We start from the raw sequence: 18,595 nt of genomic DNA, 5'->3' as shown, positions 1-18,595 counted from the left end.
ACAGATTATGCTGACATACTTTATCCTATCGTATTTAGACGTCTTAAAGAGATATGATAAAATTATATTTTCATAATAAATGGTTTCAGAGATTTTTTGATCCCATGTATTTGATATACTTGATGACCTCCGGTATATTGATCTTCATTGGGCAAACTTCCTTGCAGCCACCAGAATGAACGCAGTATGACGCAGGCCATGGGTCCTTATTTGTTATGTAGTTCCACATAACGCCGGTTGGACCATTGTAAGGAGACTTTGTGGAAACCCAGTCCTTTCCAAGGATGCGGTATATGGGGCATGAAAAATAGCAGCGTCCGCATTTGATGCACAGAAGGGCCTCCTTGAGATCTGGGTTCTGGCTCGCATCCATCCTTCCATCATCGAGAAGAATCAGATGGAAGTCCTTTGGTCCTGTTGCAGGTGAAACCCGCTTGAGCTCGATGTCTGCGGTTGAACTGGGGCCAGCGGTCACATTTATGTAGGTTGGCGGGTAAATGCCTGCATAGGCCGCCTGTACCATGACCTCATCCATAGCATCCCTGAGTGTAGGCACTATCTTGTCTATTCCGGTGATTGATATATGGACCTGGGGCATTACCGTATCGATCCTTATATTGCCCTCATTCTCCACCAGGGCTATTGCACCGGAATCTGCTGCTACCGCGTTTGCACCAGTTATGCCCACATCCGCCTTAACGTATTTGGTCATCAGGAATTTTCTCACAGCCGCAACGATATCTTCAACTTTTGAGTTTTCGTTTATGCTTGGATCGATCTTTCTGACGGCTTTAGCCGCATCTTCCCTGGTCATATCAAGTGCGGGTGCAACTATATGGGTGGGCCACCCCTTCGATATCTGCACGAGATACTCGCCAAGGTCCGTTTCCCAGACCTCGTTGTGCCTTGATTCAAGATACTCTCTCAATCCCACCTCATAAGCTGCATTTGTCTTCGAGAATACAACGGTCTTGTTTTCACCAACTATCTCCCCTGCGATCTTTCTGGCATCGTCCTTATTCTTCGCCAGATAGGCATGTCCGCCCAGCTTCTCCACATTCCTCATCGTAATGTCAACATACGTACCCAGATTCTCGATGACCTTCATCTTTTGTTCTCTGAGATGATCGGCTAATTCAACTATGTACGGATATTCTCTGAGTATGCTCTCAACTTCGTTGTAATTCCCGGCGGAAACCATCGATATCAGTTCCACCCAGTTCATTCTATCACCTCCGCCAGATCCCTCACGTTGCAGTATGGTTCAAGATTAACATAGCAAAGCGGGCAGGCAACTAGCACATTTTCATATACTGATTTGAGGGCGGCGGCCCTGGCTCTGGCTATGTTATTGCTCAATTCGTCGTTGAGAGGCCCAACAGGACCACCACAGCAGAAGCCGACACCCTTCCCTGTGACTGTTGGATCCTCTATCAGTTCGATGCCTGCGGATTTAGCCTTATCCCTCACCGTGTCGTACATATCGAGAAACCTCGAGTATAGACAGGAATCATGCATCACGAACTTACCGCTACCTTTGACAGTTCCTATCATTGATATATAATTCCTGAACGGAATATCGAAATTGATGTATTTCTTGAGGTTTGCGAGCGTGTTTGTTGTATGGGGATCCACGGTAATTATCTCTTCGACGCCCTTTTCTCTGAAGAATTGAAGAACTTTCCTTCCATATTCCTTGAATTCATCCAGAAATCCAAGCTCATAGAGAAGCGATCCGCTGTAAGGTTCCTCCTCATAGAGATATCCCACATCTGCCTTCACTCTTGACACCATTCTGTATATGTTTTGGAGGATCTTCACGGATCTCTCCACGTCTTCGTCACTTGGTTTTATGAATCGTGATCCTATGGATGCCAGTATCCTTGATTTTCCAAGCGAACCAAGAGTTGGCACATATTTTTCATAGGATTTGAACACGGAAGCCATCTGATACATGTATGATGTGTAAATGATCACCCGCCCCCCTCTGGGAACGTTTAGTCCAGCAGCCCATTTTACCGCCAGCTTCTTGTCAAGGGGGAAAGGCGTATAATCTTCCATCAGGTTCTTGTAAAGAACACTCCTGATCAGACCCTCCTGCTTTTTCACCCGGTCCTCGTCCAAAACATCACCAGCATGATATCATTAAGGATACTAATAAATGATATTATGAAAGGGTCCGGGATTGGCCATATATCTCAGATGTATAATGACTGAAAAGGTCACAAGATCATAATAATGTTCAATGTACAGAAGCAGATGAAACCCTTTCTCCGTCTGCGAGAAGAATTGAAGATATATCGGTGACACTGTCGTCCTTGGCAAGATTTGCATAGCATATGGGGCATGCCGTCACTATGGGAAGTCCTGTTTTACTGAGCTCATTGAACCTCTTTTCTGATATATTTTCCGAGATCTCAGGAAAGAGAAGCTCATCTGGACCACCGCAGCATCTCGTTGGATTCTCCTCCACATTTACATCGAACATCCTGCCAACGTATTCGGAGAAATCGAAATACCTTGAGAAGTGGCATGGTGTATGCACCGCGTATTTTCCAGAGATCTTATGCGTCCCGATCAGATCCATGTAATATACCACCTCAAAATTGAACTCAGTGTATCTAGGATAGATGTACTTCAAAAGCTCGTATGTATGGGGATCCACCGTTATTATTCTCTTCACGCCCTTCGATCGGAAGAGTTCAGAAACGTATCGTGCATAATCTCTGAACTCATCTTCAAAACCGAGATCGTATATGAATGTTCCAGGATATGGCTCCTCGGATCCAAGATATCCAAACTTTATGCCATTCTGCTTCAAAAGTTTGACAATGTTGATCAGATATCCGTTCATCTTGTCCATCATAGCTTTATCGTAAAGATCACGAAATATTGAGACTGAAGAGGGATGTTTTCTTATGAATGACGCCAGCTGAACCTCGTATTGACCGAAGAATTTGCGCAGTTTGCCAAATTTTCTTAGGTATGCCATAAGCTGATACATGTTTCCGGTATAGAGCAGCGTTTCAGGAGCATCGAACTCAATACCTCTTGCCCACTGGGCGCATTTCTCCCTCACACCCAGAGGATTCTTGTATCTCATCGTAAGTTCCACTATCATCTTAGCGATTTCAGGTGCCTTCCCCTGTTTCGCCAGTATCATTCTTCCGATCTCACTTACCTTTCCGGCATTCACCCCGGCAGGGCATACTGTTAGGCAGGCATAGCAGTCAACGCATGAATAGAAGGATGCAGAGGGATCTATGCTATCATCCTTGTAGAAAAACTTTGCAATATCAACTCTCCCCCTTGCCCCCTTCGTTGAAAGAAAACCGGCAGCGGGCAGCGTTGGACATACTGATTCACAGAATCCACAATTAACGCATTTCCCAGCTTCCGCTATCAGATCCTGAAGCTTAGTCAAATATATTACCTCTGTTCAGTATGTTCTTGGGATCGAAGATCTTCTTCACCGATTTCATCAGTTCCAATGTCCGCATATTGTCGTTGAATCGCATCTCCTCAACGAGGAGCTTTTTCTTCTCTATACCTATCCCGTGCTCAGCTGAGACGCTTCCTCCATGCCTGACTGAGATCATAGCCATGTCCATCATGAATTTGTTAACTCTCTCCATAGACTGGCTGTCTGAAAGGTCTGCAAATATATTTGCATGTATGTTTCCGTCGCCTATGTGACCGAACAATGCAGCCCTTATACCGTCCTGATCCCTTGCAATCTCGATCTCCTTTAATGCAGAAGGCAATTCTGAGACGGGAACTACAATATCACCTATGACGATGTACTCTCCTTCCTTTTCCCTCAGCTTCAGTATGGAGGCGTATAGTCCCTTTCTGGCCTGATATATCCTGTTCATCTCCGTTTCGTCCATGGTGCTCCTCGTTTCTATGGCGTACTTCTTCAGGATGGTCTCAATATCTTCTTTGCGTCTCTGCACCGTCTCCTTTGATCCAGATGCGTCCAGCAGCAATGCATAATTTGTTCCCTGTGGATATTTTATTGCATCCGGCACTGAATCGAGAGAGATCTTGTCCATGAATTCAGCCATCTCAGGTATGATATGTTCCTTGATCTCTGCGATTGCCCTTCCCGCGTCGTCTATTGTTCTGAAGAATGCCAGAATCCTCGCTATCCTTTCTGGTTTTGGCCAGATCTTCAGATATGCCTTTGTGATGACCCCCAGAGTACCCTCAGATCCTATCATGAGAGCAGTCATATCATAGCCCAGGGATCGCTTCAGGGTTTTGTTTCCGAATTTCACAAGTGTCCCATCAGCCAAGACCACCTCCAGTCCAAGCACCCAGTCCTTGGTAACTCCGTATGCCACCCCTCTTAGGCCGCCTGCATTTGTTGATATGGATCCGCCCACGGTGGCTGCACGGGAACTCGCTGGGTCCGGTGGATAGAAATGATCGTATTTTTCCAGAAAGCGTTCAAGATCATCCAGCCTGACGCCAGGCTCAGCTGTTACGCACTTATCATTCAGGTTCAGATCAAGTATATGATTCATCCTGAGCATGGACATCACCACGCCCTCAGTTTTGAGTATAGACGATCCGGTAAGAGAAGATCCACCTCCCTTGACCACGACGGGAACATCATACTTATATGCAATCCTCATTATGTTCTGTACATCCTGCGTTGAACCTGGCAACAGGACGGCTTGAGGCATCTCACCTGTGAAATAGGAGGCATCGTTCATATAAGGTATGAGATCCTCCTTCTTTGTTATGACGTATTTGCCAAGGATAGGCCTGATCTCATCTATGAATTCCATAAATATCTAATAGTTACGGATAGTTAAGTGTTTGCTTATCATCGTGGATATGAGCCGCAATGCGCCATCCATTACAGATGGAATCTGTGTATTATGAAGAGACAGAGAAATAATTAATTTGGGTCAGTATCAAGAGTTCTGATCGATTATTTTTCCATTTTGTCCTTTGCCAGTTTGTGAGCTATTCCTAAACTAAAGCTTCGGATCCTCATTTTTAAAAGATATGAGCTATGTAAATAGTTTTCATCTGGATAAAATATAAATAAGCTTATAAATAAGTCCGTAAAATCCGATCTCATGAAGGGATCTCTTCCAATCTTGATCGTTTTATTCCTATTAATATTCCAGGGTATCGTATTGCATTCCAATGCTAGTTCGATGGACATAGGAGACTCTGAAACCCATTCAGATTATTACTGGTACGGAAATCTTGCTGTGAACTCCGGGATTATAATGAATATAACCGATGAGAACTTCTTTCTCTACGGTCATTATCTAAACGTCAGTGGGATTCTCGATCTGTACAATTCTACGATTCACCTCAACTGGACATCGATCGATGTCGATAATGGATCGCTGCGACTTTACAATTCAACCATAATCGGAAATGGATCGGTGTACCTGAATGAAGCCACATTATATTCTTACAGTTCAGAGATCTCGCAGAAAGGAGATGAATGCCAGTTTACTGCCACAAATTCCACAGTATATCTTGTCCGATCGCATGTATTCGGTCAAAGGACATCAGCGGAATTCAATTACGACGTTTATAGATATTACAATGATACCTATCAGAGTGGAGGTAGGGTTGAACTACAGACCTTACGGAATGCGTCTGGATACCCATACGAGCTTCTGATATCGATAAAATATGAATACATGAATACCAGCCATCCAGCTTCTGTATATCTGACGGATGAGAATAGATCAGAATACATACATCTTAATCAGTCAAACGATGTGTCAGAATCAAATTTCACGTTCCATCTTCCGTACCCAGAACCTGATCCGATCCCGGAAATATACGTGGAGAGCAATGAAAGCGATATGATGGTGTATTCTGTGAATATTCTGGCCATTGCCAATGATACCTATTATCTCTTCGGTCCAGCTTATTTTGATCTGTATATGAATGGAAGCACCATGTATAGCGTAGATTCAGAGTTCGATCTCAACGATGTTCCGATTCATCTCCAGGACGGCCTCCTGAATCCAGATACGACTGGCATATATCTTTACAGATCATCGGCCTATGTTGCGGATACCGGTTCTGATGCAGGCAATATTACGCTTATGCCCTTCATAGCCACGATGTCGGCAGTGCATTACTTTGCGGCCGTGAACGTGAGCTACGAGGTCGACGGCAAGATTCGACCCTATACTGGGGATATATATTTCGCGGGAGGAAATCCGATCAGAGTGAATGCGACGCTGGCAGATATCTTTTCCTCGGCCTTCAGCTTCAGCGGTCTGTATGCGGTTCCAGTATGGACATACAGCTCCAGCATGAACTTCACGGGAAATTATGAGATAAAAATATTCAATAGAACCGAATATTTTTCAGTGCCGCCTTTCCCTGACATGGGGACAGCCACATTCTCCTTTACAGGATCGGTCACCCTGCCGTTGATCCGCATAAATTTTCCATCCAGCATACTGACTGGCGTGAATTATACAGTAGATGTGGAGGTAGAAGCTCTCTATGCGTCTACAGGAAATCTTTCTGTGGCAGTGTATCTCGTGGAAAACATCACGGATTACAAACTATGCTATCTGCATATTCCTCCCATTGAAATCGATTCGTTCACGAATCTGACAGTAACGCTGCGTGACCAGATACCTGCAGGCGTATACAGGATATTTTATGAAACCAATTCCTCTGAACTACTGTTTGCCTATCAGTATTCCAATGTGGTCGTCCGAGAGGACGTCAACGTTTCGGTGCATTACCGCTATCACTATACTAGGCCGTTCACCGATGTCAATTTCACACTCGAACTGCACAATCCATCCAGCGAGATCTCCACAAACGATCTGGCGATATCCTTCCTATCGCAGAACATCACCTTATATTCAGACAACCTGACCCTTGAGATTCCTGCAGGATCGTATTATAACAGGACATTTTCCATAGGATCCTCAGAGAACATAACTTCAGCCGTAATATACTTGGATTATAGCCCGGAGATGTACAATTCATATGACGGGTATTCCAGTAATATACGGTTTCTTCCCTTGTTCAAAAGATATGCGGTTAGGATAGAAGAGGTAGGATCAGAGGTTTATCCCCTTAACATAAGCATCGACAAGATGAATTATACAGTATACTCAGACAACGCCACGCTGATGATACCAAACGGAACCTATTCGATACACTCATCACCTGTACCTGGATACAGTGTGCAGTTGCCCGGGTATTTCGCCGTAAATGGTTCTGGCTTAACGCTTTACGCATATGTATCCAAGACGCTGTACAATGTATCATTCGTATCAGATATGCAATCAGGCTGGAGCCTTTACGTAGACGGTCAGCATTGTTATAATGATTCGATCATGCTGCCGAACGGAACATACAGTATAGAGGCCGTCCCTACGATCGGATTTAGAACCATACATGATAGCATATCTGTGGAAGGAAACAGTCTGACAGTCTATCTGAATTTCACGAGATCCGTTTACACATTGAACGTACTAGTAGATGGTTCAAAAGCACAGCAGCGGATCGATATCAACGGTACGGTGTACGATATCAGTGGAAATATGAATATATCTACAGTTTCCGGAGAATACCGCATTGTGGGCCTGAACTCCACCTATCTCAGAACTAATTTTTCTGAAAATCTTGATCTGATAACAAACACCACGATCACGGTGAAATATTATAGACCTAATTCAATTATACATATTCATTCGATTGGCTACAGTGGGCCTTTCATGATATTCATCAACGGATCAGAATACGGGGTAGTCAATGGTTCAGAATTGAAGATTCCGTTTGGAATATATGCAATATCAATGATCGGTATAGATGGCTATAGGGAAAACTACGCAAGCGCTATGAGTATAAACACTCCAAACGAACATCTTAACATCACTTTCAGCAGGTGTGAATACAGGATCATCATAAGAACAGGCATCGCCTCGAATATAAATCTTGGAAACTACAGTTCTTCCTCAGGAATACTTAACGTATCTGAGTATTATGGAACTTACAATTTGACCATATCTAGAGCGGGTTATGACACAGTAAAAGAAAGAATTATGGTTGAATCCAACGAGACTCTGAATTTTTCATTGAATATCATGATATTCACGGTCAAAATAAATTCAGATATTGAGGCGTTTTCCATAAGGACGGGTAACCTCAGCTATAGGGTGGCTGGATATAATTCCACTCTATATCTACCATATGGGTATCACGTCATATATCTGACGAAAAGTGGCTATGAACACTCGGTTGTATATCTTAACATTACAGAGAACGAAACTCTATACGTCAAGATGAGGCCTGTTCCGCCATATATTATGATTTTATCGTTCATCGAATACAATTATCAGATGATTCTAATTTCAGTGCTGATTTTCGCTGTCACATATGGATCGGTGATCAGGCACATTCGGGTTGTTAAGCGCTGATGTGGAAATATGATCATAATTGTGCTTTATTTTGAGACGTTCGTATGTATAATTCACAATTTTTCAATTTTCCAGCCTTGATCAAAAACGTTACGCTATTGATAAATAGTACGTTGCACATATCGATATGAAGCTATAAAAGGCCCGTTTCCATGAAGGTAATATATCGAAAGGACGACGACTTCCGCAAGACGCTTTTCGTAGACAGGGACGGAACAATAAACAGAGACTGCCCATACTGCCGCAGAGTTGAGGATCTTTATATATACGATGATGCGGTGGATCTGATCAGGCGGTACGAAGACAGGGGGTACAGGATAATAATCGTCACAAATCAATCTGGAATCGGAAGGGGATATTTTTCATACGATGAATTTTTTAGATTCAATGGTGCCTTGGTAGATGATCTTCGTAAGCGAGGCGTCATCGTTAGTGCAACATATTTCTGCCCGCACAGACCTGAGGATAACTGTCCGTGTAGAAAACCGGGCCGCGGCCTTATAGATGAGGCATTATCCGACTTCAGAATAGATATGGGTGGATCCATCGTCATAGGAGACAGAGAAGACATAGACGGTGCCCTTGCAAATAATATAGGGCTACCCTTTATTCTGCTGAAGCATTGATTGAACTGCAAAGAACCCCTCAATTTCGAATGGCATGGAGAGATGCCTCCTTGCTATCACTGGTACATCATATCTACCAGGGCTGACATCTCTCTTGATCTCAACGAACTCTCTTGATTGGTATCTCGCCCCGCATTTGGGGCATCGGAAATCATGCTGTCCCTTCGATATGGTACGTGTACCACATTTATCGCAGACTGGGTTCTCCATCTTGTATGTTCTTGCTATGCTATGTATTATCATCTTTTCCACATTCAGATTTCCGTTCACATAAGATCCGTAAAAGCTCACCGCATCACCGCTCCTGAGTTTGGAAAACGTCGATCGGAATTCCTTTGTTGGTTCGAAGGCTGCCGCCGTTAGGGATCGATCCCTGTAGCGAAATTTGAGAAAGTAATGGCCTCCAGGTACGGCTATTGGGTCGCTCTCAACATATCCCCTGAGCGAGTATGAATGAAGATCCTCTATATTCTCAGGTTCATGTATTATGTGATCATCCGTCGCCTGATTGGTCTTGAACACTAGGCGGCCCTCATAGGATATTCCACCCGCTTCATTTATGGCATCAGATGCTGCAAGCAGCGCATCATTTTTGAAGCCTCTTATGCCATAGATCACCGGTGTTCTTGGATGAGGAAAGATGGCTGGATATCCATTTCTCACATCGATATTGTTGAACGTACTCTCGAATGAATCAGCCAAGGCGGCCAGCCTAAGCTTACTTTCCTTAGGCATATCAGGTGGCCTTGGGTATGCATATTCGAGTATCTCGTAGGTATATCTCCTGGCCGGCCATGCTATTGCTGCCGCAGATCCAACTATTCCGTGGCCCTCCTTGATCTTATGAAATATGGCATTCGACCCACTGATGAATTTTTCTGCAGTAGCCACTGAAATTTCTTCTTCCAATGCCTTCCAGTAAAAACTTTCGTCTAGCTGGTGATTTGAGACAACTATGCCTGGATGTGTAGTGTAATAGTCCGTCACCGCGTATTCATTCACCAAATTTCTGGCGATTTCCATAAGATCGCTTGCATCAGCTGGCCTGTATTCATCTTCATACGAAATTACAGGTTTACCCTGCGCATCGCCGATTACTCGTGTTCTGCCCTTACCATGTCCAAGTCTCAGCACGATGGCACCATTACCTCTTGTCTTGAATCTTATATTTGGATTCAATCTGACAAGCCACGGGTCTCCTATTATATCTAGATTAGATTCCTCTATCAGTTTGAGCGCCAGATAGGTGGTGCACATGCTCTCTGGAGAATCGGTATCATCTATGGCAAGAAACATATGATCTACCTTCCGAACCTCCTCTGCCTCCTCTGATACGAGTATATAGCCCTGAGAAAATCAAGTTTTGAGAACTCAGGCCAGTAAACATCCGAAAAGTAAAGTTCAGAGTACGCACTCTGCCAGAGAAGGAAGTTCGATATCCTCTCTTCCCCGCTGGTTCTGAGTATCAGATCTGGATCAGGTATTCGGCCATCGTAAAGGTATTCCCTGAACTTGTTCTCATCAAGTTTATCAATATCCAGTTTGCCGGCCATGGCATCCTTCGTGATCCTCTTTATCGCATCGAGTATCTCTTCCCTTCCACCGTAACCGATCGCAAGATTGAGCTGATAATTGTTAAAATTCTTGGTGGTTTCTTCAACAACGTGAATGGTCTGCCTCAGATAGGCAGGTAATATTGAAAGATTGCCTATGACCTTTACATTTATCTTATTTTTATAAACGCGTTCATCCTTGAGAAGCGATCTGAACGCATCGTTGATCAGGTTGAAGAGAAAATCTATTTCATCCTTACTCCTGCGGAAATTTTCCGTTGAGAAAGCATAGAACGTTACGATCTTTATATCCAACTCCATGCACCAGTCGACGACCTCCTCCACCTTATCCTTTCCCTTTACATGACCTTCGTTTTCAGAAATACCCACGTTTCTGGCATATCTCCTGTTTCCATCTGTTATGATGCCTATATGCCTCGGCCTAGGATACTTCTTGACTTCCTCTAGAAGGACATTCTCGTAAACTTTTGAGGCCAGATCTCCCAGCTTATTGGATACGCTCATGAACTGCAGATATGATCATAAACGACTATATAGGATTATGTAAAATGATAAAATTATGAAAATTAATAAAATTACATCATTCTTGAATTATCTCATCCACGAAGGTTGAGATCTTTATCACCGTGGTCTTCTTTACGGTCTTCGGAATGCGCAGAACCTTCACACCGTCTATGAATGCCACATATTTCGAAAATTCCTCATCAGATATGTTGCGAAATGTCAGTTCTTCTATATTTCTAAAGGCAACCTTCTGTCCGAGATCCTTCAAATCGTCTGCAGTTATCTCCAACTTCTTGAAATTGTCTATGTATCTAGGTATTGCGCCCTTAGCACCTTCTATGAAGTTCTGCGATATGTTTCTGACGCCTTCAACAGTTCCGAGGAAAGTTCTGTAGGCGTCGTTGGTGATCTCGCCTATGGTCTTCCCCGTGTGCTTTGCCAGTTCGCTGACGTTTTTGTAGATGTCGTCTCTTATTCCCTTGACGGATATGGTTATCTTCTTTGTTTCCTCTTCTTCCTTCTTTTCTTTTTCAACCATATATAGTTATAGCTTTCCAGTATATAAGATTACTGGTAATCTAGATTACCAATAAACCAAAATCATGGGAATGATTATATTACATGCTTTGGATAACGTGCCTATGAAATATGCCATAAGAGAATATAAGGGTAAGAACGTTGATCTTGAAAAGCTGTCAAAGGCCATTGAGGATTATTTTAAGGAGGAAAATTTTGTAACTCAATCAAGCCAGCATCCGAACGGCTATCTTGTTCAGGCGAAGAAGGGTGGGATCTTCAGGACGATACTCGGCATGGATCGCGCTTTCACAATAGTCATATCAGGTACGCCTTCAGATTTTCGTGTGCAGATAGGACTAGGCAAATGGCTGCAGGATCTGGGTGTAGCTGCGATTGAGGCATTCTTCATAACGCCGGTTCTTGCTTTCATAGAGGTTCCAGAATCACTCTGGTCCTTTGAACTGGAGCATGCCCTCTGGCAGTTCATAGAGACTCAGATAAATCTTGGACTGCAGTGATGTCCCTCAGAAACACTCTGATCAGAGAATTGAAGAGAAGAAAGTCCATCGGCGTAGATCAGTATGAGATAGAGGAGCTGATGGGCTTTTCAAAGTCAACGGCTTCGGAAGCTCTTTCAAAGCTTGAAGCCGAAGGTATGATAGTCCGCCGTAAGATTGCTGGAAAATCAAAGCGTGTCTGGCTTAGAGAATACTATCCTTACTATGATCCAAGCATAATAAGAATAGGCTGCCTTAGATCCACAGAATACGCTCGATTTCTGAGCATCGCAATGGATTATGGAGAACGCACAGGAACGAGGATCATGATCAGGTTTTACAACGATGCAGGTTCTCTGCTTCAGGACATATCATCCGGAACACTTGAATTTGCCCTCGCTCCCATATTTACTGAAACGCTTTTTGCGCTCTCTCAGCATAATATCGTTGTTGTAGGCCCGGTCGCGTCAGGTGGATCTGGTATATTCGAAAATCCTGCATCCAGTTCAAGCTTAATAGCAACCAGTGAATCGACGTCAATGATGCTTCTCTCTAGGGAATTTCAGAAAAAGCACCAGAATGCAAAGCTGGTTGTATTTAACGATCCAGTGAAGGCCAGGAAGGATTTTGAAGCCGGTAATTTCAGATATATCGCAATCTGGGAGCCCTATGCTTCAGCAATAGACGGCAATAAAGTTTACGATTATTCCGATCTCATGGACAGTTTTCCATGCTGCGGTATATCCGTGCCAGCTGACAGATACAAAAATGGGCGACTGGCCGATGTTGTGAGCATTTATAAAAACAGCGAGGCCAGCATAAGGTCAGACATAATAGATCTGCTTGCCAAGGCGACAAAAGTTGGAAAGGGTCTAGTAAAGAAAAGTCTGGAGAGCTATAATTTTCATCTGAAATATGACATGCACTCTATGATGGAATATATGGATTTCATTGGATACCCGACCGCTGAGGAGGCAATTAAAAAAGTCTTCTTGTTATAAAAATGAAATTACATCAATCTAATTGCAAAAATTTATATTCCATTAATGTCTATGTCAGACATAGGAGGTAAAGATAGATTGAATGATGACAAGAGGGTCACGGTGAGACTGTCTGGATCGATGATCCAAGAGATGGAGGATCTCGTGCAGAAAGAAGAATTTGAAAGCATTTCCGATCTCGTCAGAAAGGCAGTTTCTTCATTGCTAGAATCCCGTGGCGTCAGAGGAGACTTTGTTCCAGTTCAGATAATGATACCTAAGAATCTGGTTGAGAAACTTGGAAAGGATTCAAGTAGACCTGTCAATCTGAGCTTGGATGATTTTTCATCGCTCATACTGGACAGAATAAATGGTCTCACAGTGAGGGAGACGATAAAGAAAATTGTGCACGAAGAAAATATTAAATAAACTCCTGATCTAACTCACTCTGATGGTTGTAATCAGGGATCCCCTTCCACGGCTTGTGGAAAAATTCGGCAAGGAGATAGTAGATCTTATATATCGCTATTCTGAAATCATAGGTTATTCAGTCGATCAGGAAGATGATCTGAAAATAGAATTCAATCCTGACAGGCCGGATCTTTTTTCATTTCCTACCCTTGTGAAGCAGATTAAAACGTACTATTACGGAGAAATTGAGATACGCAGATCGCAATCTAAGGACGAAAATATCAAGGTGGACGTTTCGCAGGGATCAAGATCTATAAGACCGTATTTTTCGGCATTCACTGCGGATGGTTCTTCCATTGGATCCTATTTTGATGATCTTATTGACTATCAGGAAACGCTGCATTCTACCATCGGAAAGAACAGGTTGAAGGTGGCAATAGGGATCCACGATGCCGAAAAGACAGGAACAATGATACATTACAGGACTGTGAGCAGATCGGTTCGCATGGAAACCTATGACGGTTTTTCTGGTACGGTCGATGAAGTACTGCGAAATCATGAGAAGGGGAAGATGTATGGAAGTCTGCTCCCTGATACTGGCAGAGTGGTTGCCATAACAGACGAAGATGGTGAGATATTGTCCCTTCCTCCAGTTATCAACAGCTACAGGTCCAGGATAGATCAGAATACAAAGAAGTTCTTTGTCGACATAACAGGAACGGATCTCAACTCAGTTAAACATGCTCATTATCTTCTTTCTAACTTTTTTTCCAGCCTCAAATATAGAGTGCGAATGCCGACTATAAACGGAATACCCGCTTTCGAAAAGTCATCGATAGCTACATTCGATTACCGCCCAATAAGGCCTAGAAGGAAGAATATTGATCGATATCTAGGTGAGTTCCTGGAAGATGAAGAGATCATAGTTCTTTTGAGGAAGATGGGATATGTTGCGGAGCCTGGATCGCCTGAAATCGTTGTGTACGTTCCAGGATACAGGGTTGATGTCATGGGAGAAATGGACGTGATCGAGGATATCATCAAGGCTAAGGGGATAGAGAACATAAAAGAAAAAGAGATATACATAGGGAAATTCGGCAGACCCATATACAAGAACGATATGAAAAATATGATAAGGGATGTCATGATAGGTCTGGGATTTCAGGAAGTTATGACATTTGTGCTCACATCATCAGTTTATGCTGACGGATACACCGGCGGTGTTAAACTGCTCAATCCTAAGAGTGATGATTACTCCGTGATAAGGGACAAGATATATCCCAATTTGATAGATCTGATCGCCAGAAATAAGAAACATCCACTCCCGCAGAAGATCTTTGAGATCGGAGAAAAGATGGTGGATGGAAAACAGATATCAGCGTTATCCTGTGTTATCGCAGACACCAGATCAGAATTTTCCGTGGCAAAATCATATCTTCAGGCATTTCTATCAAGATTTATGAAGGGTGATATAGCTATCGAAGAATCCAATATCTATGGCGCCATAGAAGGCAGATCCGGATACATAAAGATATGCAATAAATATATAGGGATGATTGGTGAGATCCATCCAGAAATACTGGATCGCTTTTCTCTGGCTGTTCCAGTATCCTTCTTTGAAGTAAATCTGGATCATATTCTCTCTATAGGACTATGATTCAGCTGTGTCGGTAGCGTTCGAGTCTTCCGCCCATATGAAGTTCTTTCAATTTCAGATAATCTTCAGCGTTGGCCTTTATGTATTCCATCTGTCCTTTGTTCACCTTAACGACTTTTGCTGGCAGGCCCAGTATGAGTGAATATTCATCTGACACAAAACCCTGCGTCACTAAGGCACCAGCACCCACGATGGATCCGGTTCTTATATGGCTTCCATTCATGAGTATGGACCCCATGCCTATTAGAACGTAATCGTCAATGGTGCATCCGTGAACAACTGCATTATGGCCGATTGATACATTCCTGCCTATCTTGGTAGGATAACCAGTATCCGTGTGTATTGTTACATTATCCTGGATATTGGTGTTCTCCCCTATAGTTATTCTGTCCATATCTGCCCTTATAACGGCATTATCAAATATTGAAACGTTATCGCCTATTTCCACATCGCCTATGATCACTGCGGTTTCTGCTATGTAGACATTCTTTCCTATCTTCATAATCAGGTATCTCGTTATCGTTTTTAGATTTCTGCGCGCTTTAGATGATATGGATTAATCAGATATGGATATGAAAATAGAAGCAGCCTACATAAATGCGTATAGCCATCCGTACAAAAAACGGGTATATTTGTATGGCTGATCGAAGAGTTGAGGTGCTAGATGAATAAGCTCTTAAGAAAAGTGCGAAAGGTGTTCAGCCTTAAAGCAGATAACAAGGCTGAAACTGGGATAGGCACACTGATCGTTTTTATAGCCATGGTTCTCGTGGCTGCAGTGGCTGCTACTGTCCTGATACACACCGCAGGGACTCTGCAACAGAAGGCAACGAGCACGGGCTCGCAGACGACACAGCAGGTATCTACAGGTATTCAGGTTCTTTCAATACAGGGGCTTGATAGTAATGCAACATATCCGACATATGGTAATATAAAGTGGATCGCCATTGACATAGGTGTTTCGGCAGGCAGTTCGTCGATAAACCTTGGAAACATAACGGTATCTATGACATACAGGGGTGTATCTGCGTCTCTAACATACATAGGCAATGCAAATGGTGGCTCGTATGGTTTCACCAGCGTCACTGGAGGAACGGACAATATATTCAATGCAACATACTTCAGTACTCTAACAGGAAGTTACGCTAAAACTCACTTTGCAATACTTGTGTTAAGAGACCCAACGAACTCTCTGAGCCCACAGTATCCAGTCATATCATATGAGGATCAGGTTGCTCTGCTCATCAACGTAACAGCGGTGTTCGGTGGCTTCACGCAGGGACAGCAGGTTGTTGGTCAGGTCCAGGCTCCAGTGGGATCCCCAGGTGTGATACAGTTCACAACGCCAGAGTCCTTCGTATCGGATGTGATACAGCTTCAATAAATATAAGTTGAAGCTGTATTATATTTTTAGTGACAGCTATGGGTCTCTTGGACAATGTAAAGAAAATGGTTAAGAAGGAGGCCACAGAAACCCCTCAGCAGACCAGTGATGACCAGAAGCAGGTACAGGCCATACACGTGACAAATGGAGTTGACCCCAAGGTCATAGATGCTATGAATGAGAGAATGACAAAGATTGAAAACGATCTGGGAAAGATAAACGGTGAGATAGAAGGCCAGAAGAAGACATTGAACGACATAAAGAATGATCTTGAAGGAATAAAGGAGAATGTGAAGATGGTCGTCTCACTTTACGAACTTGTGTCGCGTGATTTCAACCCGTTCATGGACAAGACGCCCGAGGAAATCCGGGGTATCACAGACGCACTGGCAGATCAGGTGAACAACGTGAAGAAGCTGGTTGAAGCTGCGATAAAGGATCTTAGGGAGCTGTATGGCGTACCAGACATAGATCAGTTCATACAGATGGAGGAGAAAGAATGATCAACGACTCATTGAAACCGTACCTGGAGGAGAGACTGGAGGGCGCCAGAAAATCAGTGCCTGGTTTCGCACTGGAAGAACTGAAGCAGAAGATAATATCTTCACCAATACAGTTCGGCAAAAACGACATAGACGACCTGGTTTCAAACCTGCTCAAGAGATACGAACAGACAAAGGAAAACTCACTGATCGGAAAGATAGACTCGATATTCAAGGAGATATCGGACATAGAAAAGGTGATGTCTTCAAAACAGCCGGAGTCTGCCCCGTCGCAGGCCCCCGTTGAAAAACAGAAGAAGAAAGCTAAGCTGGAGGTCATTGGGGATGATGTGGTATCTATAATGGTATCATTGAGATGGCTGGAGTTTCTTCTGGACAACTACGGCCCAGAGAACACCCTGGATGTCTTGGACTACTACGAAAGCCTTGGATGGATATCTTCGACGGTGAAAGAACAGATGATGAAATACGCAAAGATGACCGGTGTGATGAACCCGGCCCAGGAATATAAGATAAAACCATCGATACAGGACCACATCATAAACATGCTGTTCATAGAGAAGCTGAGAGGTGAAGAGATCAACAGGGATCTCATCGAGGCGCTCGAAAGGGAGTTTAGAACAATAAGAAAGGGAGTTGACGAGCTGTATGGGATTTAGCTATACAGTGGCGGCGGTAATAATGCTCTCGTCTACTCTTATATTTTTTGGAATAGTTTATACTTCGTATGTTCAATCCAATGAAAATATAGCAAATGCAAATCAGAAGCTTGTTAAGAATATATACGATCTTGAAAATACACGGGTTTCTGTATTTGATTATTATTACAATTCAAGTTCATCATATTTCGTGATCAACCTGACGAACAATGGAAGTCAGGTATTCAATATGAGTCTGGCCAATGTTCTCGTAAATGGTTCGTTGGTCAAATTCAACGTCTCCGGCCAGTTTTTGTTTCCACTTCAGACGGTATCGATAACCTTCAAAGAACCGGCCGGAACCTATACGGTTGAGATAGTTATGCCAGACGGTTATGAGATATTCAAGAAGGTGGTGTCCTGATGGCTTCGACGGCAGTTTCGGAACTTGTATTTTTCATAGTCACTTTGCTTATAACTGCATCTGCGGTGGCCGTACTATCCGATCAGACATTCCATCTTGTGGACGGCATGAAGACTTCGTCGCAGAAAACATCGGATATGATTCAGCAGAACTTTGCCATAATAAACGATCCTACACAAATACCTTATAATGGTGGTTATGTATTTTATATAAAGAATACGGGAAGCGTTGCCTTTGCCTTCACGAACACCTCGGTATCGGTTCTGATCGATGGCAACATCGTCACTGGGCATTACCTCACATTCGAGACTCAGAACAACACCGGGGTGCTCTACCCGGGTCAGGTCGGAGAGATAATAGTGAATGAAACTCTCACAGGGTACAACAGCATAACCGTTTCCCTTTCCAGTGGTGTATCGCATCAACTGGAATTTGAGGTGTGATGG

19 protein-coding genes are annotated in these 18,595 nt (G+C 43.3%); 11 read left to right on the top strand and 8 right to left on the bottom strand.

Features of this window, described 5'->3' with window-relative positions:
* Positions 1–85: 85 nt before the first annotated feature.
* The 4 genes from Q0C15_RS01550 to Q0C15_RS01535 all read right to left on the bottom strand — a co-directional run bounded on the left by Q0C15_RS01550 (position 86) and on the right by Q0C15_RS01535 (position 4,796).
* On the bottom strand, positions 86–1,225 hold the full coding sequence (locus Q0C15_RS01550; RefSeq protein WP_297215265.1) for a lactate utilization protein B: 1,140 nt from the start codon (positions 1,223–1,225) through the stop codon (positions 86–88).
* On the bottom strand, positions 1,222–2,124 hold the full coding sequence (locus Q0C15_RS01545) for a (Fe-S)-binding protein (protein ID WP_297215263.1): 903 nt from the start codon (positions 2,122–2,124) through the stop codon (positions 1,222–1,224). Before Q0C15_RS01545 ends, Q0C15_RS01550 begins: the two co-directional genes overlap by 4 nt.
* Positions 2,125–2,242: 118 nt before the next feature.
* Positions 2,243–3,424: a (Fe-S)-binding protein gene (locus Q0C15_RS01540; RefSeq protein WP_297215261.1), complete on the bottom strand. Its 1,182-nt coding sequence runs from the start codon at positions 3,422–3,424 to the stop codon at positions 2,243–2,245.
* A complete protein-coding gene (locus tag Q0C15_RS01535; protein ID WP_297215259.1) occupies positions 3,417–4,796 on the bottom strand; it encodes an FAD-binding oxidoreductase in 1,380 nt (459 codons plus the stop codon). Before Q0C15_RS01535 ends, Q0C15_RS01540 begins: the two co-directional genes overlap by 8 nt.
* Before the next feature lie 378 nt (positions 4,797–5,174).
* On the opposite strand from Q0C15_RS01535, the gene Q0C15_RS01530 reads away from it, so the two are divergent.
* Positions 5,175–8,432, top strand: coding sequence for a hypothetical protein (locus Q0C15_RS01530; RefSeq protein WP_297215257.1), 3,258 nt, complete (start codon positions 5,175–5,177; stop codon positions 8,430–8,432).
* 152 nt (positions 8,433–8,584) lie between these two features.
* Complete coding sequence (locus tag Q0C15_RS01525) at positions 8,585–9,058, top strand: HAD family hydrolase (RefSeq protein WP_297215255.1); 474 nt, start codon at positions 8,585–8,587, stop codon at positions 9,056–9,058.
* On the opposite strand, the gene Q0C15_RS01520 is transcribed toward Q0C15_RS01525, so the two are convergent.
* From Q0C15_RS01520 to Q0C15_RS01510, 3 genes are all read right to left on the bottom strand, one after another.
* Positions 9,032–10,354, bottom strand: a complete 1,323-nt coding sequence (locus tag Q0C15_RS01520; RefSeq protein WP_297215252.1) for a tRNA(Ile)(2)-agmatinylcytidine synthase — start codon at positions 10,352–10,354, stop codon at positions 9,032–9,034. The two genes, Q0C15_RS01525 and Q0C15_RS01520, sit on opposite strands and share 27 nt — an antisense overlap.
* Before the next feature lie 5 nt (positions 10,355–10,359).
* Positions 10,360–11,136 (bottom strand): polyprenyl diphosphate synthase, encoded by a 777-nt coding sequence (uppS, locus tag Q0C15_RS01515; protein WP_297215250.1) that lies wholly within the window; start codon positions 11,134–11,136, stop codon positions 10,360–10,362.
* Positions 11,137–11,212: 76 nt separating this feature from the next.
* Entirely contained in the window at positions 11,213–11,674 is a 462-nt protein-coding gene (locus Q0C15_RS01510) for a hypothetical protein (protein WP_110640560.1), read from the bottom strand.
* Positions 11,675–11,777: 103 nt separating this feature from the next.
* Here Q0C15_RS01510 and Q0C15_RS01505 point away from each other — a divergent pair, with 103 nt between their 5' ends.
* Genes Q0C15_RS01505 through pheT form a run of 4 tightly spaced genes read left to right on the top strand, consistent with a single transcriptional unit; the run spans position 11,778 to position 15,200 of the window.
* The gene (locus tag Q0C15_RS01505; RefSeq protein WP_110640562.1) at positions 11,778–12,173 is read left to right on the top strand and encodes a hypothetical protein; all 396 of its coding nucleotides are present in this window, start codon (positions 11,778–11,780) and stop codon (positions 12,171–12,173) included.
* Positions 12,173–13,153: a hypothetical protein gene (locus tag Q0C15_RS01500; protein WP_297215247.1), complete on the top strand. Its 981-nt coding sequence runs from the start codon at positions 12,173–12,175 to the stop codon at positions 13,151–13,153. The genes Q0C15_RS01505 and Q0C15_RS01500 overlap by 1 nt, the downstream gene beginning before the upstream one ends.
* 51 nt (positions 13,154–13,204) lie before the next feature.
* A complete protein-coding gene (locus Q0C15_RS01495; RefSeq protein WP_297215245.1) occupies positions 13,205–13,561 on the top strand; it encodes a type II toxin-antitoxin system ParD family antitoxin in 357 nt (118 codons plus the stop codon).
* 22 nt (positions 13,562–13,583) lie between these two features.
* A complete protein-coding gene (gene pheT / locus Q0C15_RS01490) occupies positions 13,584–15,200 on the top strand; it encodes a phenylalanine--tRNA ligase subunit beta (protein ID WP_297215243.1) in 1,617 nt (538 codons plus the stop codon).
* A gap of 1 nt (position 15,201) precedes the next feature.
* On the opposite strand, the gene Q0C15_RS01485 is transcribed toward pheT, so the two are convergent.
* The gene (locus tag Q0C15_RS01485) at positions 15,202–15,702 is read right to left on the bottom strand and encodes a gamma carbonic anhydrase family protein (RefSeq protein ID WP_297215241.1); all 501 of its coding nucleotides are present in this window, start codon (positions 15,700–15,702) and stop codon (positions 15,202–15,204) included.
* A 162-nt stretch (positions 15,703–15,864) separates the two neighbouring features.
* Here Q0C15_RS01485 and Q0C15_RS01480 point away from each other — a divergent pair, with 162 nt between their 5' ends.
* The 5 genes from Q0C15_RS01480 to Q0C15_RS01460 are packed head-to-tail and all read left to right on the top strand — an operon-like array spanning position 15,865 to position 18,592.
* Positions 15,865–16,584 (top strand): flagellin, encoded by a 720-nt coding sequence (locus Q0C15_RS01480; RefSeq protein WP_297215239.1) that lies wholly within the window; start codon positions 15,865–15,867, stop codon positions 16,582–16,584.
* Between the two features lie 38 nt (positions 16,585–16,622).
* Positions 16,623–17,087 carry a flagella accessory protein C gene (locus Q0C15_RS01475; RefSeq protein ID WP_110640572.1) on the top strand — a complete coding sequence of 155 codons (465 nt, stop codon included), beginning with the start codon at positions 16,623–16,625 and terminating at the stop codon, positions 17,085–17,087.
* Positions 17,084–17,746, top strand: coding sequence for a FlaD/FlaE family flagellar protein (locus Q0C15_RS01470; protein ID WP_297215237.1), 663 nt, complete (start codon positions 17,084–17,086; stop codon positions 17,744–17,746). The genes Q0C15_RS01475 and Q0C15_RS01470 overlap by 4 nt, the downstream gene beginning before the upstream one ends.
* Entirely contained in the window at positions 17,736–18,149 is a 414-nt protein-coding gene (locus Q0C15_RS01465) for a flagellar protein F (protein ID WP_297215235.1), read from the top strand. The genes Q0C15_RS01470 and Q0C15_RS01465 overlap by 11 nt, the downstream gene beginning before the upstream one ends.
* Positions 18,149–18,592, top strand: coding sequence for a flagellar protein G (locus tag Q0C15_RS01460; protein ID WP_297215234.1), 444 nt, complete (start codon positions 18,149–18,151; stop codon positions 18,590–18,592). The genes Q0C15_RS01465 and Q0C15_RS01460 overlap by 1 nt, the downstream gene beginning before the upstream one ends.
* Positions 18,593–18,595 lie beyond the last annotated feature (3 nt).

The sequence above is a fragment of the Thermoplasma sp. genome (assembly GCF_023256435.1).
Lineage (GTDB): Archaea > Thermoplasmatota > Thermoplasmata > Thermoplasmatales > Thermoplasmataceae > Thermoplasma.
This window is presented reverse-complemented; position numbering and strand designations above follow the sequence as displayed.

Excerpts from the sequence above, each read along its gene's own strand:
- Q0C15_RS01550 (WP_297215265.1), bottom strand. The coding sequence starts at position 1,225 with ATGAACTGGGTGGAACTGATATCGATGGTTTCCGCCGGGAATTACAAC.
- Q0C15_RS01535 (WP_297215259.1), bottom strand. The coding sequence starts at position 4,796 with ATGGAATTCATAGATGAGATCAGGCCTATCCTTGGCAAATACGTCATA.
- Q0C15_RS01530 (WP_297215257.1), top strand. The coding sequence starts at position 5,175 with ATGGACATAGGAGACTCTGAAACCCATTCAGATTATTACTGGTACGGA.
- Q0C15_RS01525 (WP_297215255.1), top strand. The coding sequence starts at position 8,585 with ATGAAGGTAATATATCGAAAGGACGACGACTTCCGCAAGACGCTTTTC.
- Q0C15_RS01520 (WP_297215252.1), bottom strand. The coding sequence starts at position 10,354 with ATGTTTCTTGCCATAGATGATACCGATTCTCCAGAGAGCATGTGCACC.
- uppS (WP_297215250.1), bottom strand. The coding sequence starts at position 11,136 with ATGAGCGTATCCAATAAGCTGGGAGATCTGGCCTCAAAAGTTTACGAG.
- Q0C15_RS01510 (WP_110640560.1), bottom strand. The coding sequence starts at position 11,674 with ATGGTTGAAAAAGAAAAGAAGGAAGAAGAGGAAACAAAGAAGATAACC.
- Q0C15_RS01505 (WP_110640562.1), top strand. The coding sequence starts at position 11,778 with ATGAAATATGCCATAAGAGAATATAAGGGTAAGAACGTTGATCTTGAA.
- Q0C15_RS01500 (WP_297215247.1), top strand. The coding sequence starts at position 12,173 with ATGTCCCTCAGAAACACTCTGATCAGAGAATTGAAGAGAAGAAAGTCC.
- Q0C15_RS01495 (WP_297215245.1), top strand. The coding sequence starts at position 13,205 with ATGTCAGACATAGGAGGTAAAGATAGATTGAATGATGACAAGAGGGTC.
- pheT (WP_297215243.1), top strand. The coding sequence starts at position 13,584 with ATGGTTGTAATCAGGGATCCCCTTCCACGGCTTGTGGAAAAATTCGGC.
- Q0C15_RS01485 (WP_297215241.1), bottom strand. The coding sequence starts at position 15,702 with ATGAAGATAGGAAAGAATGTCTACATAGCAGAAACCGCAGTGATCATA.
- Q0C15_RS01480 (WP_297215239.1), top strand. The coding sequence starts at position 15,865 with ATGAATAAGCTCTTAAGAAAAGTGCGAAAGGTGTTCAGCCTTAAAGCA.
- Q0C15_RS01475 (WP_110640572.1), top strand. The coding sequence starts at position 16,623 with ATGGGTCTCTTGGACAATGTAAAGAAAATGGTTAAGAAGGAGGCCACA.
- Q0C15_RS01470 (WP_297215237.1), top strand. The coding sequence starts at position 17,084 with ATGATCAACGACTCATTGAAACCGTACCTGGAGGAGAGACTGGAGGGC.
- Q0C15_RS01465 (WP_297215235.1), top strand. The coding sequence starts at position 17,736 with ATGGGATTTAGCTATACAGTGGCGGCGGTAATAATGCTCTCGTCTACT.
- Q0C15_RS01460 (WP_297215234.1), top strand. The coding sequence starts at position 18,149 with ATGGCTTCGACGGCAGTTTCGGAACTTGTATTTTTCATAGTCACTTTG.